The organism is Salipiger thiooxidans (assembly GCF_900102075.1).
Classification (GTDB): domain Bacteria; phylum Pseudomonadota; class Alphaproteobacteria; order Rhodobacterales; family Rhodobacteraceae; genus Salipiger; species Salipiger thiooxidans.
Window position 1 is genome coordinate 105,553 of record NZ_FNAV01000012.1, and the last position, 15,838, is coordinate 121,390.

General features: G+C 69.9%; 11 protein-coding genes. 6 read left to right on the top strand and 5 right to left on the bottom strand.

The features are described 5' to 3' along the window. Positions 1-53 precede the first annotated feature (53 nt). Together BLQ77_RS18365 and dapA are read right to left on the bottom strand one after the other, a co-directional pair. Positions 54-1,229: a serine hydrolase gene (locus BLQ77_RS18365; protein WP_242661774.1), complete on the bottom strand. Its 1,176-nt coding sequence runs from the start codon at positions 1,227-1,229 to the stop codon at positions 54-56. Positions 1,230-1,571: 342 nt separating this feature from the next. Then, positions 1,572-2,447 carry a 4-hydroxy-tetrahydrodipicolinate synthase gene (gene dapA / locus BLQ77_RS18370; protein WP_089961839.1) on the bottom strand — a complete coding sequence of 292 codons (876 nt, stop codon included), beginning with the start codon at positions 2,445-2,447 and terminating at the stop codon, positions 1,572-1,574. 132 nt (positions 2,448-2,579) lie between these two features. Between dapA and BLQ77_RS18375 the strand changes: the two genes are divergently transcribed. Beyond that, entirely contained in the window at positions 2,580-4,529 is a 1,950-nt protein-coding gene (locus tag BLQ77_RS18375) for a lytic transglycosylase domain-containing protein (protein WP_089961841.1), read from the top strand. Positions 4,530-4,613: 84 nt separating this feature from the next. On the opposite strand, the gene BLQ77_RS18380 is transcribed toward BLQ77_RS18375, so the two are convergent. Continuing rightward, complete coding sequence (locus BLQ77_RS18380) at positions 4,614-5,165, bottom strand: LOG family protein (RefSeq protein ID WP_008885000.1); 552 nt, start codon at positions 5,163-5,165, stop codon at positions 4,614-4,616. 102 nt (positions 5,166-5,267) lie between these two features. Here BLQ77_RS18380 and BLQ77_RS18385 point away from each other — a divergent pair, with 102 nt between their 5' ends. From BLQ77_RS18385 to BLQ77_RS18405, 5 genes are all read left to right on the top strand, one after another. Further along, entirely contained in the window at positions 5,268-6,584 is a 1,317-nt protein-coding gene (locus BLQ77_RS18385) for a LysM peptidoglycan-binding domain-containing protein (RefSeq protein WP_089961843.1), read from the top strand. Between the two features lie 429 nt (positions 6,585-7,013). Next, positions 7,014-8,822, top strand: a complete 1,809-nt coding sequence (locus tag BLQ77_RS18390; protein WP_089961846.1) for an ABCB family ABC transporter ATP-binding protein/permease — start codon at positions 7,014-7,016, stop codon at positions 8,820-8,822. Positions 8,823-8,961: 139 nt separating this feature from the next. Beyond that, positions 8,962-11,106, top strand: a complete 2,145-nt coding sequence (locus tag BLQ77_RS18395; protein WP_089961848.1) for a malate synthase G — start codon at positions 8,962-8,964, stop codon at positions 11,104-11,106. A 254-nt stretch (positions 11,107-11,360) separates the two neighbouring features. Beyond that, the gene (locus BLQ77_RS18400) at positions 11,361-11,789 is read left to right on the top strand and encodes a GlcG/HbpS family heme-binding protein (protein WP_008883622.1); all 429 of its coding nucleotides are present in this window, start codon (positions 11,361-11,363) and stop codon (positions 11,787-11,789) included. A gap of 66 nt (positions 11,790-11,855) precedes the next feature. Next, the gene (locus BLQ77_RS18405) at positions 11,856-12,635 is read left to right on the top strand and encodes a gamma-glutamyl-gamma-aminobutyrate hydrolase family protein (protein WP_008884401.1); all 780 of its coding nucleotides are present in this window, start codon (positions 11,856-11,858) and stop codon (positions 12,633-12,635) included. A gap of 355 nt (positions 12,636-12,990) precedes the next feature. On the opposite strand, the gene BLQ77_RS18410 is transcribed toward BLQ77_RS18405, so the two are convergent. Both BLQ77_RS18410 and BLQ77_RS18415 read right to left on the bottom strand, forming a co-directional pair. After that, on the bottom strand, positions 12,991-15,228 hold the full coding sequence (locus BLQ77_RS18410) for a xanthine dehydrogenase family protein molybdopterin-binding subunit (RefSeq protein WP_089961851.1): 2,238 nt from the start codon (positions 15,226-15,228) through the stop codon (positions 12,991-12,993). A 3-nt stretch (positions 15,229-15,231) separates the two neighbouring features. Beyond that, positions 15,232-15,690 (bottom strand): (2Fe-2S)-binding protein, encoded by a 459-nt coding sequence (locus BLQ77_RS18415; RefSeq protein WP_008885589.1) that lies wholly within the window; start codon positions 15,688-15,690, stop codon positions 15,232-15,234. Positions 15,691-15,838 lie beyond the last annotated feature (148 nt).

The following is a 15,838-nucleotide window of genomic DNA, read 5'->3' on the forward strand; positions in this document are numbered from 1 at the left end:
GTCCTGCCTCCGCCCCGCTCTACCTGCAACGGCGCGGCTTGGAAACCCATGGCTCATGGCAATGCCGTGAGTGCACGCAGGAAGGCGCCGAAATCGGCCACCGCTTCGGACAAGGGAATCTCGGCCCCGTCGTTGACGGTCAGCGCCACGCACCAGTCCCGCCCGCGCACATCGCGCATCAGCGCCGTGAAGTTGAGCACGCCCGGCTCGGAGCCGCCCTTGTAGGCGATGCGCTGCCAGAGCGCCGGGTCGGGCGTCACCGGGCCCGGGTTCACCTGCATCAGCGGCAGCTCCGCGAGCGGCGCCCCCAGCGCGCAGAGCCGGTCAAGCGGCAGTGTCCACTCCACCCCCGGCACGAAGGGCCCGCCCACCTGCGCGGGCGCCGGAAGCTGCTCGGCCGCGCGCGCGGCAAGGGCAGGGCGCTCGGCCACCGGGGCGGCAAGCCACGCCTCGCGCAGCGCGGCATCGGCCTTCAGCCCGAAGAAGGCTCGGGTGGAGAGAAAGTCCTCCGGCGCGATCTCCAGCCGCGCCGCCACCCGCGCCGCGCCCAGCGTGTCGATCAGCAGGTCGGTGGCGGTGTTGTCGCTCTCGGCGATCATCGCCAGCGCAACGCTGTGCAGGGTGACGGGCGCGCCTTCGGGAAAGTCCTGCATGCGCCCGGTGGGCAGCGAGCGGTGCCGGGGCGCCAGCCGCACCACATCGGCCCAGTCGCGCCGCCCGGCGGCGATGTCCTCGGCCAGCACCGAGAGCACGCCGATCTTGAAGGCCGAACCAACCGCCAGCGGCACGTCACTCTCCCGCGCCGCCAGCACCTCGCCGTCGCGCAGCGCCAGCCACGCGGTCTTGCGCCCGAGCCCCGCCAGCAGCGCCTCGGCCTCGGCAAGCCCGCCCACCCGCGGCTCGGGTGCGTCGAACCAGAGCACCGCCACGCGCCCCTCGCCATCGAGGGCGATCCGGGCCCGCACCAGATGGCTCGCGGTCTCGACCTGGTAATCCTCGCCCGTGGCCACGATGTCCTCGACCGCGCCGATCTGGTCGCGCAGCCCCGCCAGCACCTGCTGCAAGGTCTCGCGCGGCACCTCCGCCACGAGCGCCGGCGCCAGCGCCACCGCGTCGTCGCCCGCGAGCAACGCGAGCAGCGCCGCCTCGTCCTCCTCGGCCGCCGCCGCGACCCCGGCACCGGCGAACACCACCGCCAGCGCCACCCAAAATGCGTTCCGAAAACCCACGCCGGCCCTCCCTCTGACACGCGGGCCAGTGTGCCGCTCCCATCCCGGGACGCAACCCCACCCATCCTCGTCCGGAAACGACCTCACCACCCGCCGTCCGGAAACGAAAAAGAGGGACCCGGTCTCCCGCGCCCCTCCTTCATCTTGCCAAATAAACTCCGGGGGAGTCCGCGTCAGCGGACGGGGGCAGCGCCCCCTCTGTCGCCACCTCGGTCCCCTCGCAGCGCCGCCGGGACTGGACCCCGAACCGGATCAACACGCCGACCGGCAGCGACCGGAAAACCGCCTGCCAATCTCAGGATGCGGCGCGCCCGAAAACGCGCCGCATCCGCAGGTCTGTGCTCAGTTCAGCAGCCCGGCGTGGCGCAGCGCGTCGTCGAGCCGGGCCCGCACCGGCTCGGTCACGGGCAGCAGCGGCAGGCGCATCTCTTCCTCGCAGAGGCCAAGGCGCGCCATGGCGTATTTCGCGCCGCAGACGCCGGGCTCGGCGAAGATCGCCTGGTGCAGCGGCATCAGCCGGTCCTGGATCGTCAGCGCCTTGCCATAATCGCCGGCGAGCGTCGCTTCCTGCAGTTCCGAGCAGAGCTTCGGCGCCACGTTCGCGGTCACCGAGATGCAGCCGATACCGCCCTGGGCGTTGAAGCCGTGCGCGGTGGCGTCCTCGCCCGAGAGCTGGATGAAGTCCGGGCCGCAGGTGATGCGCTGGGCGCAAACCCGCGCAAGGTCACCGGTGGCGTCCTTGACGCCGATGATGCGCGGCAGCTTCGCGAGCTCGCCCATGGTGGCGGGCGACATGTCCACCGCCGAACGGCCGGGGATGTTGTAGATCACGATCGGGATCTCGGCGCAGTCGTGCAGCGCCTTGAAATGCGCGTAGAGCCCGGCCTGCGTCGGCTTGTTGTAATAGGGCGTCACCACCAGCGCCGCATCGGCGCCCACGGTCTTGGCGAACTGCACGAAGCGCATCGCCTCGTCGGTGTTGTTCGACCCGGCGCCCGCGATCACCGGGATGCGCCCGGCCACGGCCTCGACCACGCAGGCGATGACCGCCTCGTGCTCCTTGTGGGTGAGCGTCGGGCTCTCGCCGGTCGTGCCCACCGGCACGAGCCCGTGGCTGCCTTCGGCCACGTGCCACTCGACGAGACGTTTGAGCGTGTCGAAATCCACTGCACCGTCCTTGAACGGCGTGACCAGGGCAGGCATCGAACCTTTCAACATAACACGCTCCTTTATCCGTTTATCGTCGTGACAAGAGGTCCGGCCTGAAGGGATTGTGAGTTGGAAGCCAACCGCCGCCGGGATATCCTCTGAAGCGCGTCTATTCCTTTTCAAGCCGGAAATTGCAAGCTCATGTCGCGCCTCTGGGCCCTCATCTTCCTCATCCTCACGACCTTTCCCGCGGCGGCCCAGCAGGACCGCCCCCTCGCACAGGCCATGCAGGCCATGCGCGAGGGCAACTGGGCGGCCGCGCTGATCGATTCGCGCGGCGACGGACAGCCCGCGCTCGACGTCATCCTCTGGAACTACCTGCGCGCCAGCCGCGGCAACGCGGCGCAGGTGATGGACTTCCTCGAGCGCAACCCGGACTGGCCGGGCATGGATTACCTGCGCGAGAAATCCGAAATCGCGATCTCGGAATCCCGCGACAATGCCATCGTGAAGACCTTTTTCGAGGGCTACCGCCCGCAGACCGGTGCCGGTGCGCTGGCACTGGCCCGTGCCTATGCCGCCGAGGGCGAGCGCGGCGCCGCCGAGGCCGAGGTGGTGCTGGCATGGCGCACGCTGGCGCTGTCCTCCGAGGAGCGCAGCGCCTTTCTGACGCAATGGGGTGACCTGCTGAAGCCGCACCACCAGGCGCGGCTCGACATGGCGCTCTGGCAGGGGTGGGAGGCCAACGCCCGCGCTGTCATGCCGCTGGTCAGCGATGGCTGGCAGAAGCTCGCGGAGGCCCGCATCGGGTTGCGCGACTCGGTGCCCGGCGTCGACCGCCTGATCGAGGCGGTGCCCGAGACGCTGGCCGACGATCCGGGCCTCGCCTACGAGCGCTACCTCTGGCGCGTCCGCAAGGGCCGCGACGCCGACGCCATCGCGCTGCTGCTCGAACGCTCGAAGAATGCCGAGAGCCTCGGCGAGCCCTGGGCCTGGGCCGGGCGCCGCGACAGCCTTGCCCACGAATTGATGCTCGAGGGCAAGTACCGCGAGGCCTATCGCGTGGCCTCCACTCACCAGATGACCGAGGGGTCGGATTTCGCCGCGCTCGAATGGCTTTCCGGCTACATCGCGCTGCGCTTCCTCGACCAGCCGCAGGTGGCGTTGAACCATTTCCGCAGCCATGGCGAGGCGGTCGAATCCCCGATCTCGCGCGGCCGCGCCGGCTACTGGACCGGGCGGGCGCTGGAGGCGCTCGGCGACAAGGAGGCCGCGCAGCAGGCCTACCGCGAAGGCGCGCGCTGGCAGACCTCGTTCTACGGGCTGCTCGCTGCCGAGAAGGCGGGCACGGGCCCCGATCCCAAGCTCGCCGGCACCGAGAACTTCCCAGACTGGCGCGAGGCGCCCTTCACCCAATCGAGCGTCTACCAGGCGGCGGTGCTGCTGCTGGCCTCGGGCGAGCTGTCGCTGGGCGAACGCTTCCTGACCCACCTCGCCGAGGGGCTCGACCGTCAGCAGATCGGCCAGCTTGGCGAGATGCTGGCCGAGCTCGGCCGCCCGCATGTGCAGGTCATGGTCGGCAAGCGCGCGGCGCAATACGGCATCGAGCTGCCCGGGCCCTACTACGCGCTGCACCCCGATATCTTGAAAACCGAGTTCCCGGTGCCCAAGGAGCTGGTCCTCTCCATCGCCCGCCGCGAATCCGAATTCGACCCCGAGGTCGTGTCGCATGCCGGTGCGCGCGGCCTGATGCAGCTGATGCCGGGCACCGCCAAGGAGGTCTCGGGCTGGCTCGACATCGCCTATTCCCATGACGGGCTGACCGCGGATCCGGCCTACAATGCGCGGCTCGGCTCGGCCTATCTCGCGAGCCTCGCGCGGCGCTTCAACGGCAACGCGGTGATGATGGCGGCGGGCTACAACGCCGGGCCGGGGCGGCCGATCCGCTGGATGGAGCAGTTCGGCGACCCGCGCAGCGGCGACATCGACGTGGTCGACTGGATCGAGATGATCCCCTTCAACGAGACCCGCAACTACGTGATGCGCGTCACCGAGAGCCTGCCGGTCTACCGCGCACGGCTCGGGCGCGACCCGCACCCGGTGCCGTTCAGCCAGGAGCTTGTGGGCAGCACGCTGCTTCCCACCGACTGAGGTGATCCTTGTCCGCGGCGTCGCCCTCGGGCCGGCGCCGCGGTTCCATCTGTCACGAAAGAGTTTTCCTGTTCGGGCGCGGCCCTAGCAGAGCGCCCGGCGCAGGATCTCGACCGCGCCCTGGGCGGTCTCGGCGCTCTGCACGTAGTCGAGCAGCGAGCGGTCGGCGAACTCCTCGTCCACCACGTGGTGCAGCAGCGCCTTGAGCGGTCCCCAGAACCCCTCGCTGTCGAGCAGCACGATGGGCTTGTCGTGCAGCCCCAGCTGGCGCCACGTCAGCACCTCGAAGAACTCGTCGAGGCTGCCGGCGCCACCGGGCAGCACCACGATGGCGTCGGCGTTCATCACCATCACCTTCTTGCGCTCGTGCATGGTCTCGGTGACCACGAGGTGGGTCAGGTCGGTCTTGCCGACCTCGCGCGTCAGCAGGTGGGTGGGGATCACCCCGAAGGTTTCTCCCCCCGCCGCCTGCGCCGCGCGGGCGACGATGCCCATCAGCCCGACGTCGCCGGCACCGTAGACGAGGCGCCAGTTCTCCGAGGCGATGGCGGTACCGAGCGCCTCGGCGGCATCGGAATAGGCAGCGTCGCGACCCGGGCGGGAGCCGCAATAGACACAGACGGACTTGGGGATCATGATGAAGACTCGGTCAAATTGCCGTTTTGACCGGTGATAACGGGATTGTTATACGTTCTCAACCGTGCCGCATCGCGGCACGCCGGGGACACAAGGCAGAAAATGACGACACGGGCACTGGGCTGGCTGATCTTGGGCGTGGTTGCGCTCACCGCGATACTGTATCTGGGCGACATCATCGGCCCCGGGGCGGACCCCGTGTCACAGCCTTCGCCCGAGGTCGTGCCCGAGCCCGCCCCGGCTCAGGCCAGCGTCGCGAGCGATGCGCCCGCCGACGCACCCGTCCTCTCCGACGACGCCCCCGAGGCGATGACCGAGGCGCCCGCGCTTCCCGATGCCGCTCAGCCGGTGGCGGAGGCCGCCCCCGCGGCGCCCGCCGCCTCCGACCCTGCGCCCGGGACCGGGGCCGTCGCCGCGCCCGCGGCGCCGCGCTTCGACCTGGTGCGCACCGATCCCGGCGGCCAGACGCTGGTCGCGGGCAGCGCCGCGCCCGGCGCCGAGATATCGGTGCTGCTCGACGGCGAACTGCAGCCTGCCGCCTCTGTCGACCGTTCCGGCCGCTTCGCGCTCTTCCTGGACGTGCCGCCCTCGGCCACGCCGCGGGTGCTGCGCCTGCGCATGACCATGGACGGACAGGAGGTCGTCTCCGACGACGAGGTGATCCTCGCACCGCCCGCCGGCGCCGAGACGGCGAAGGCCCTGGCCCTGGCCAAGCCAGAAACGGACTCCCCCGGGGCCTCCGCCGAGGCGCCGACAGCACTCCCGAGCCTCGACGACGCGGTCGCCCCCGACACCGCGGCCCAAGCCACCGGCACCACGCCCCAGACCGCCGGGCCCGCAGCGGCTGCAACCGAGCCCCCCGATGACCCCTCGGACAACACTCAGGCCCCCGCGGTGCTGCTCTCGACCGCCGAGGGCGTCGAGGTCATGCAGCCCGCAGCGCCCGCGATGCCGGACCAGGTCGCGATCGACGCCATCACCTACGGCGACAGCGGCGAGGTCACCCTCTCGGGCCGCGGCACCGCGTCTTCGGAACTGCGCATCTACCTCGACAACCGCCCCGTCGCCCGTGCCGACGTGCCCGGGACCGGGCGCTGGCAGGCCGAGCTTCCGGCGATCGAGACCGGCACCTACACGCTGCGGGTCGACGAGATCGACGCGCAGGGCACGGTCGCTTCCCGCGCCGAAAGCCCGTTCCTGCGCGAGGACCCGGCCAAGCTCGCCGCCGCCGGCGAGGCGGTGGACGCGGGCGCGCCGCTCCGCGTGGTCACCGTCCAGCCCGGCCACACGCTCTGGGCACTGGCCCGCGACCGTTACGGCGAGGGCACGGCCTATGTGAAGCTCTTCGAGGCCAACCGCGGCCAGATCCGCAATCCCGACCTGATCTACCCGGGACAGGTCTTCGACATGCCGGACTGACCCCGGCCGCCCCGGAACCACGGTCCGCCCTTCATCTTGCCAGATAAACTCCGGGGTGAATTGGCGCGCAGCGCCAAGAGGGGCAGCGCCCCTTCCTCCCGCGCCACCGGCGCAGCGATCCGACATCACCCCGGTGTCCTCGTGCGCGGTTATCGGCTGTGATCGCGCACCAGGGGTTGGGCCCCGGGGGCAAGCCGCCGCCATTCGCCGCGAGGTCGGAGGGCACCCTCGCGCCACGCCCCGAACGTCGCAAATCCGTGCCAGCCTCAAACGGCCCGGACCCACACAGCCTCCTCCCCGCACGCCGCGCAATGCATGACCACACCACCGCGTCCCGAACCCCGCACCATCCCCCGACCTCCCGCCATCGCTGGCAACCGGCCGCCGCTCGGGGTAAGCGTCGGGGCAGCCACCGCCGAGGACGCCAGGATGCCGCCCGAGACCACCACCGAGATCGCCACCAGCGAACGCCGCTCGGGCTGGCGCACCATCCGCCGCGTCGGCCCCTATCTCTGGCCCGACGGGCAGGCCTGGGTGAAGCGCCGGGTGGTGATCGCGCTGCTCTTCCTGCTCTGTGCCAAGCTCATCGCCGTGGGCACGCCGATCCTCTACAAGGACGCGGTGGACGAGCTCTCGGGCGAGGTCTCGGACCTGATGCTGGGCGCGGTGGGGCTGACCGTGGCCTATGGCGTGGCGCGTCTGATGACCGTGGGCTTCCAGCAACTCCGCGATGCCGTCTTCGCCCGCGTCGGCCAGCGCGCCCTGCGGCGTCTGGCGCTCGAGACCTTCACCCACATCCACCGGCTCAGCCTGCGCTACCACATCACCCGCAAGACCGGCGGGCTGTCGCGGATCATCGAGCGCGGCGTCAAGGGCGTCGAGTTCCTGCTGCGCTTCCTGCTGTTCAGCGTGGGCCCGCTGATCGTCGAGCTCGCGCTGATCGCGGGCGTGCTCTACGTGCTCTTCGACGTGTCCTACCTCGCGGTCGTGGTGCTGACCATCGCGCTCTATGTCTGGTTCACCTTCAAGGTCACCGAATGGCGCGTGCGGCTGCGCCGGACGATGAACGAGCAGGACACCGACGCCAACCAGAAGGCCATCGACAGCCTGCTGAACTTCGAGACCGTCAAGTATTTCGGCGCCGAGGACCGCGAGGCCAGCCGCTACGACGCCGCCATGCGCGGCTACGAGGCGGCGGCGGTGAAGACCACGACCTCGCTCGCCTTCCTCAACTTCGGCCAGTCTCTCCTGATCACCGCCGGGCTCGTGATCGTCATGGTGATGGCGGCGCTGGGCGTGCAGCGGGGCGATCTCACCGTGGGCGATTTCGTCATGGTCAACGCCTACATGATCCAGATCACCATGCCGCTGAACTTCCTCGGCACGGTCTACCGCGAGATCCGGCAGAGCCTCGTCGACATGGGCCAGATGTTCGACCTGCTCGACCAGCCCGAGGAGGTTACCGACCGTCCCGGCGCGCCCGCCATCGCGGTCCGGGGCGGGGTGGTGCAGTTCGACGACGTGCGCTTCGGCTACGAGGCGGCGCGGCCGATCCTCAAGGGCGTGTCGCTGACCGTCGGGGCGGGCCAGAACGTGGCCCTCGTGGGGCCGTCGGGCTCGGGCAAGTCGACCATCGGGCGGCTGCTCTTCCGCTTCTACGATGTGCAGGGCGGCGCGATCCGCATCGACGGGCAGGATCTGCGCGAGGTCACGCAGGAGAGCCTGCACGCGGCCATCGGCGTGGTGCCGCAGGACACGGTGCTGTTCAACGACACCATCCGCTACAACATCGGCTACGGCCGCGACGGCGCCACCGAGGACGAGATCGTGGCCGCCGCGCGGGCCGCGCAGATCCACGACTTCATCCGGAGCCTGCCGGAGGGCTATGACACCCAGGTGGGGGAGCGCGGGCTGAAGCTCTCGGGCGGCGAGAAGCAGCGCGTGGGCATCGCCCGGACCCTGCTCAAGAACCCTCCGATCCTGCTGCTCGACGAGGCGACCTCGGCGCTCGACACCGAGACCGAGGCCGAGATCCAGACCGCGCTGAAGCGCGCGGGCGAGGGCCGCACGGTGATCACGATCGCGCACCGGCTCTCGACCATTGCCGATGCGGACCGCATCGTGGTGCTCGAGAAAGGGCTGGTCGTCGAGGAGGGCACTCACGAGGCGCTGCTGGCGCGCGAGGGGCGCTACGCGCAGCTCTGGGCGCGGCAGCAGGCGGATCGCGACGCGGCCTGACGCGGCAGAGTCCCGGTCCGGGCTGCGGGTCTGCTGGCGGAATTGGTCAATTATCCTGACCGCACTTGTTTCCGATCGGAAACATGCCTACAGGTCAGGAAACTTCGATTCCGCTCCAATACCCAGAGGGAGGCCCGCCATGAGCGACCGCATCACCCGAAACGGTCTTCAGATTGACCCCGTCCTGTTCGATTTCATCGAGGAAAAGGCGCTTCCCGGCAGTGGCGTGACGCCCGAGACCTTCTGGGAGAAGCTGTCACAGCTGGCGCACGAGTTCGGCCCGCGCAACGCGGCGCTGCTCGAGACGCGCGACCGCATCCAGTCGCAGATCGACGCCTGGCATCTCGAGCGCAAGGGCGAGCCGCATGACGCCGCCGCCTACCGCGCCTTCCTCGAGGAGATCGGCTACATCGTCCCCGAGGGCGATGATTTCGTCATCGAGACCCGGAACACCGATCCCGAGTTCGCCGCCGTGCCCGGCCCGCAGCTGGTGGTGCCGATCACCAATGCCCGCTACGCGCTGAACGCGGCCAACGCGCGCTGGGGCTCGCTCTACGACGCCTTCTACGGCACCGACGCCATGGGCTCGCTGCCGCCGAAGGGCGGCTTCGACATGGGCCGCGCCGGCGAGGTCGTCGCCAGGGCCAAGGCCTTCCTCGACGAGACCTTCCCGGTCAACGGCGGCAGCCATGCCGGCGCCGACGGCTACACGGTCGAGGGCGGGACCCTGCGCGTCGCCGGCAAGCCGCTGCTGAGCCCGTCGCAATTCGCCGGCTACCGCGGCTCGGCCGAGGCGCCCGAGGCGATCCTGCTGCGCAACAACGGCCTGCACGTCGAGCTGGTCATCGACCGCGACCACTTCATCGGCAAGACCGATCCGGCCGGGCTTGCAGACGTGCTGATGGAAGCCGCGGTCTCGGCCATCATGGATTGCGAGGATTCGGTCGCCTGCGTCGATGCCGAGGACAAGGCGCTGGCCTATGGCAACTGGCTCGGCCTGATGAAGGGCGATCTCGAGGACAGTTTCGAGAAGGGCGGCAAGACCGTCACCCGCAGCCTGCACGCCGACCGCGTCTACACCGCGCCGGACGGCTCGGAGCTGGTGCTCAAGGGCCGCTCGATGATGCTGGTGCGCAACGTCGGCCACCTGATGACCAACCCCGCGATCCTGCTCGAGGACGGCTCGGAGATCTTCGAGGGGCTGATGGACGCGATGGTGACCACGCTCATCGCCAAGCACGACCTTGCGAAGTCGGACGGGGCTCGCAACTCGGTCGAGGGCTCGGTCTACGTGGTGAAGCCCAAGATGCACGGCCCCGAGGAAGTGGGCTTCGCCGACGCGATCTTCAGCTTCGTCGAAGAGGCGCTGGGGCTGCCGCAATACACGGTGAAGCTCGGCATCATGGATGAGGAGCGCCGCACCAGCGTGAACCTCAAGGAATGCATCCGTGCCGCGAAGCACCGGGTGGCCTTCATCAACACCGGCTTCCTCGACCGCACCGGCGACGAGATGCACACCTCGATGGAAGCGGGCGCGATGTTGCGCAAGGGCGACATCAAGAACACCGCCTGGATTGCCTCCTACGAGGACCGCAACGTCGACATCGGCCTCGCCTGCGGCCTGCGCGGCAAGGCGCAGATCGGCAAGGGCATGTGGGCGATGCCGGACCTGATGGCGGACATGCTGAAGGCCAAGATCGGCCATCCGAAGGCCGGCGCAAACTGCGCCTGGGTGCCGTCGCCGACCGCGGCCACGCTGCACGCGCTGCACTACCACGCGGTGGATGTGCTGGCGCGCCAGGCCGAGATCGCCGAGGCCGGTCCGCGCGGCACGCTCGAGGATCTGCTGACCATCCCGGTGGCGCAGGGCGCGAACTGGTCCGAGGACGAGATCCGCGAGGAGATCGAGAACAATGCGCAGGGCATCCTTGGTTACGTGGTGCGCTGGGTCGACCAGGGCGTCGGCTGCTCGAAGGTGCCGGACATCCATGACGTGGGCCTGATGGAGGACCGCGCCACCTGCCGGATCTCGTCGCAGCACCTGGCCAACTGGCTGCACCACGGCGTGGTCTCGCAGGACGAGGTGATGTCGGTGATGAAGCGCATGGCCGAGGTGGTGGACCGCCAGAACGCGGGCGACACGGCCTACGTGCCGATGGCTCCGGGCTATGACGGCTTGGCCTTCAAGGCAGCTTGCGATCTGGTGTTCGAGGGACGGGTGCAACCGTCGGGTTACACCGAGCCGGTCCTGCACCGTCGCCGGCTGGAGCTGAAGGCCGGCTGAGGGCTGGCTGCAGGCCGGTTGAGGGCCGGTTGAGGGATTGCGCCGCGGGCTGCGCCCGCGTCGCCCGGCGCCTGCCTTGCGGCAGGCGCCGGGTGGGGGCTCTGCCCCCTCTGCGGCTGCGCCGCATTCACCCCCGGAGTTTGCCGGGCAAGATGAAGAGCGCGGCGGTCCGGCTGTTCCGGGGTGCCGCCGATGGAACGCGGGGGGCGCTGTTGCGGCATGCCCCCGGAGTGGACGAGACAAGGAGAGATGACATGGCTGGACTGACGCTGAGCCGCGCGCGGGTGATGATCCGCAAGACCCTCGAGAAGGGCAAGGAAATGGACATGAACCCGCTGTCGGTGGTGGTGCTGGACGCGGGCGGCAACGTCATCGCCTTCGAACGCCAGGACGGGGCGAGCCCGGGCCGGTTCCAGATCGCCCACGGCAAGGCCTACGGGTCGATCATGCTGGGGATTCCGGGCAGCGCACAGATGGCGCGCGCTGAGTCACAGGCCTATTTCATCGCCGCCGCCAACGGCGCCTTCGGTGGCTCGCTGATCCCGGTGCCGGGCGGCGTTCTTGTCAAGGATTCCAAGGGCCGGGTGCTCGGGGCGCTGGGTGTGACCGGCGACAGCTCGGACAACGACGCGGCTGCCGCGAAAGCGGGCGTCGAGGCAGCGGGGCTGGTCGCCGCGGTCTGAGCAACCTTTCGAAAAGCTTGCTGCTGCACTATCTTGCAGTGCAGCAGCAAGCGAGAAGAGGCTTTCATGACCCGCCCAGTCGTCGGCATCATCGGCAACCAGCACCTGTTGAACGACAGCTATCCCGCCCATGCCGGGGGCGAGATGAATACCGAGGCCGTGGCCTGCGTGTCCGGGTGCCTGCCTCTCCTGATCGCGGCCGACCCACGATTCGTCACTGTCGACGAGTTGATGGAGGTCTGCGACGGCTTCCTCCTGACCGGCGGACGGCCCAACGTGCACCCCGAGGAATACGGCGAGGAGCCGACCGAGGCGCATGGCGCCTTCGACCGTGCCCGCGATGCCATCGTGTTGCCGCTGGTGCGGCAGTGCGTCGAGCGCGGGCAGCCGTTCCTCGGCATCTGCCGCGGGTTCCAGGAGGTGAACGTGGCCATGGGCGGCACGCTCTATCCCGAGATCCGCGATCTTCCCGGACGGATGAACCACCGCATGCCGCCCGACGGCACGCTGGAGGAGAAGTTCGCGCTGCGCCACAAGGTCTCGCTGGCGGAGGGCGGTTGTTTCCACCGGCTCTTCGGTGCGCCCGAGGTGATGACCAACACGCTGCACGGGCAGGGGATCAAGCGCCCCGGAGCCCGCATCGAGATCGAGGGTTTCGCGCCGGACGGCACGCCCGAGGCGCTCTACGTGAAGGGCGCGCCCGGGTTCACCATGTCGGTGCAGTGGCACCCGGAGTGGGACGCGGCCAACGACCCGGTGTCGCGGCCGCTCTTCGAGGCCTTCGGCACCGCGGTTCGCGAGTTCGCGGCGGCGCGGCGACGGGCGCCGCAGCGGATCTCGGCCTGATCTTGCCGCGCCTGGCCGGGCGGGGCCGGGCGATGGCTGGGACGTGGTTTTCGGCAGAGATAGCGCGGTCTGGTGGCGGGGTGCCTGGCCCTGACGGCCGTGGTCGCCGGTTGAGGCGCATTCGGCGGTCTTGAAGGATGCCGGGGTGACCTGGGGCAGTGGTTCCGGTCGCGCTTCGCCTCTGTGGCAAGGTTGCGCTGGTTTTCCTGGGTCTGCAGGTGTTGCGCCTGACCGCCACTGCACTGACTGAGGGCGACCGGGTAGAGCGCTGACATCAGGCAAACCGTTCCAAAGCGCCCCCTGCGGAGATCCGTGCCGGGGGGCGGTTCGTCTCTGGCAGGGGCCAAACGGCCGTTCAGATCCGGAAATCCACCGCCCGGTTGAGCGGCAAGGTGCGGTGCCGCTCGCCGGTCAGGTCGAAGATCGCGTTGGCCAGGGCCGGGGCGGCAGGGGGCGTGCCGGGCTCGCCGATGCCGCTGATGTGGCGCTGGGTCTGCAGGATGCGGGTCTCGACCAGGGGCATCTGGCTCAGGCGCAGCGCGTCGTAGTCGTAGAAGTTCTGCTGCTCCACCGCGCCGTCGGCGAAGGTGATCTCGCCCATCATCGCCGCCGAGAGCCCGTAGACCAGCCCGCCCACGAGTTGTTGGTCGATGATGCCGGGATCCAGCGCCACGCCCACGTCGGCGGCCATCCATGCGCGGGTGAGGCGGATCTTCTCGTCCTCCCCGGCCACCTCGACGACGCAGGCCACCGGGGTGCCGAAGCTGAAGCACATGGCGACGCCGCGCCCGGTGCCCTCGGGCTTCGCACGCCAGCCGGACATCTCGCGCACCGCCTCGAGCACTGCTGCCGCCGGGGCCCAGGCCTCGCGGGCGAGCGAGAGGCGGAATTCGAGCGGGTCGGCGCCGGCCGCGTGGGCGAGCTCGTCCATGAAGCTCTCGTGGAAGAAGCCGTTGTAGCTGTTGCCGACCGAGCGCCAGAAGCCCACCGGCACGTTCAGGTCGGGCGCGACGTGGCCACGGGCGCGGTGATTGGCGATGGCGTAGGGCTGGTTCCAGAGCCCCTCGACATGGACCTTGTCGGGCCCCGGCGGCGCGAAGCCCATCCAGCGGTGCAGCGCCTGCCGCGCGGTCGAGGGCCCGGCCACGGCGGCGTCGAAGAGCGCGGTGGTGCCGTCCTTCACCGCGCCGCGCATCCGGGCAATGGCGGCGGGGCGGTAGAAGTCGTGGGTCATGTCCTCTTCGCGCGACCACGTGGTCATCACCGGCGTGCCGGGCAGGGCCATGGCGACGCGGGTGGCGAGGACCGAGAAATCGAGCTCGCCGCGCCGTCCGAAGCCGCCGCCCATCAGCGTGGTGTGCACTGTGACCCGGTCGTCGGAGAGCCCGGCCGCATCGGCGCAGGACCGCCGGGTGAAGGCGGGGATCTGGTTGCCGGACCAGAGCTCGAGCCCCTCGGCGGTGATGTGAGCGGTGGCGTTGGGCGGCTCCATGGCGGCATGGGCGAGGAAGGGCACGCGGTACTCGGCGGTGATCTCGGTGGCGCCCTCGGGCAGGCGGTCGGCGTCGCCGCGGTCGAGTAAGGTGCTGTCGGGGTCGAGCGCGAAGGCGGCCTCGATCTGCGCCATGATCGCGTCGGTGGTCTCGGCGTGGGGGGCGGGGCCCCAGTCGATCTTGATGGCCGCGACCGCCTGCTGGGCGAGCCACGTGTTGCTGGCGATGACCGCGACGCCGTCGCCGAGGTCGACGATCTTCTCGACCCCCGCCATGGTCCGCGCGGTGCTGTCGTCATAACCCAGCATCGTGCCCCGGCGCGGCGACATGCGCAGCGCCGCGAACCTGAGCCCCTCGGGCCGGACGTCGATGCTATACTGTGCGGTGCCGGTGGACTTGGCGACGGTGTCGAGCCGGGGCAGCGGGCGGCCGAGCAGCGTCCACTGGGAGGGATCGCGCAGCTGCACCTCGCGCGGGGTGATGGCTGCGGCCTCGGCGGCGAGTTCGGTGTAGGGCAGCGCGGTGCCGTCGGGGGCGATCACGGTGCCGGCCTCGGTGCGGAGGAGGGCGGCGTCGATTCCGAGCCGGTTCGCGGCGGCGCCCTTGAGCATCTCGCGGGCGGCGGCACCGGTGGCGCGCATGCGCTCGTACCCGTCCTTCATGGCGGTGGAGCCGCCGGTGACCTGCATCTCGAGCGGCTTGCCGAGCGTGCCCATGGCCTCGCCCACCGCGTGCTGGAAGGCGCTCTTGCCATAGGCGGGGCCCGGGGCGCTCTCGCCCATCATGGCGGTGTTGTAATAGGCGGTGGCGGGCGGGCCGTGCAGCACGCGGACCTGGTCCCAGGCGAGGTCCATCTCCTCGGCGACGAGCGCGGCCCAGGTGCTTTGGGTGCCCTGTCCCATCTCGGCGCGCGGGGCGATGATGGTGACGCCCGCGCTATCGATCAGCACGAAGGGGTTGAGCGTGGTTTCGCCCTCCGCCGGCTTCAGCGGGTTGGCGGCGGGGCTGCCGAGGTACCAGACGCCGAGCGCGACGCCGCCGGCGATGGCGGCGGAGCCGAAGAGGAAGGTGCGGCGGGCGATCTTGCCGAGGCTTGCCATAGATCAGCTCTCCATGCCCGCGGCCGACCGGATGGCGGCGCGGATGCGGGGGTAGGTGCCGCAGCGACAGAGGTTGCCCGACATGGCGGCGTCGATCTGGTCGTCGCTGGGCTGCGGGATCTCGGCGAGCAGGGCGGCGGCTTGCATGATCTGGCCCGACTGGCAGTAGCCGCATTGCGCGACCTGGTGCGCGACCCAGGCCTGTTGCAGGCGAGAGAGGCTCTCGGGGGTGCCGTGGCCTTCGATGGTGGTGACCTCGCCCCAGACATCGGAGAGCGTCACCTGGCACGAGCGCACCGGCTCGCCGTCGATATGGACGGTGCAGGCGCCACAGGCAGAGACGCCGCAGCCGTACTTGGTGCCGGTGAGGTTCAGCGCATCGCGCAGCACCCAGAGCAGCGGGACGTCGTCGGGAAGGTCGACGTCATGCGAGGTTCCGTTGACGGTGATCGTGCCGGGCATGGCATCGTCCTCCTTGCCGATCGGTTTCTGACAGATTGAGCTGAGATCGTGCCGGGCATGGCATCGTCCTCCTTGCCGATCGGTTTCTGACAGATTGAGCTGATAGTGTCACTTCGTCAATTGACAAAATTCGGCTGATTTGTCAGAG

Coding starts and splice junctions, on each gene's coding strand:
- dapA (WP_089961839.1), bottom strand. CDS start 2,447: ATGTTGAAAGGTTCGATGCCTGCCCTGGTCACGCCGTTCAAGGACGGT.
- BLQ77_RS18375 (WP_089961841.1), top strand. CDS start 2,580: ATGTCGCGCCTCTGGGCCCTCATCTTCCTCATCCTCACGACCTTTCCC.
- BLQ77_RS18380 (WP_008885000.1), bottom strand. CDS start 5,165: ATGATCCCCAAGTCCGTCTGTGTCTATTGCGGCTCCCGCCCGGGTCGC.
- BLQ77_RS18385 (WP_089961843.1), top strand. CDS start 5,268: ATGACGACACGGGCACTGGGCTGGCTGATCTTGGGCGTGGTTGCGCTC.
- BLQ77_RS18390 (WP_089961846.1), top strand. CDS start 7,014: ATGCCGCCCGAGACCACCACCGAGATCGCCACCAGCGAACGCCGCTCG.
- BLQ77_RS18395 (WP_089961848.1), top strand. CDS start 8,962: ATGAGCGACCGCATCACCCGAAACGGTCTTCAGATTGACCCCGTCCTG.
- BLQ77_RS18400 (WP_008883622.1), top strand. CDS start 11,361: ATGGCTGGACTGACGCTGAGCCGCGCGCGGGTGATGATCCGCAAGACC.
- BLQ77_RS18405 (WP_008884401.1), top strand. CDS start 11,856: ATGACCCGCCCAGTCGTCGGCATCATCGGCAACCAGCACCTGTTGAAC.
- BLQ77_RS18410 (WP_089961851.1), bottom strand. CDS start 15,228: ATGGCAAGCCTCGGCAAGATCGCCCGCCGCACCTTCCTCTTCGGCTCC.
- BLQ77_RS18415 (WP_008885589.1), bottom strand. CDS start 15,690: ATGCCCGGCACGATCACCGTCAACGGAACCTCGCATGACGTCGACCTT.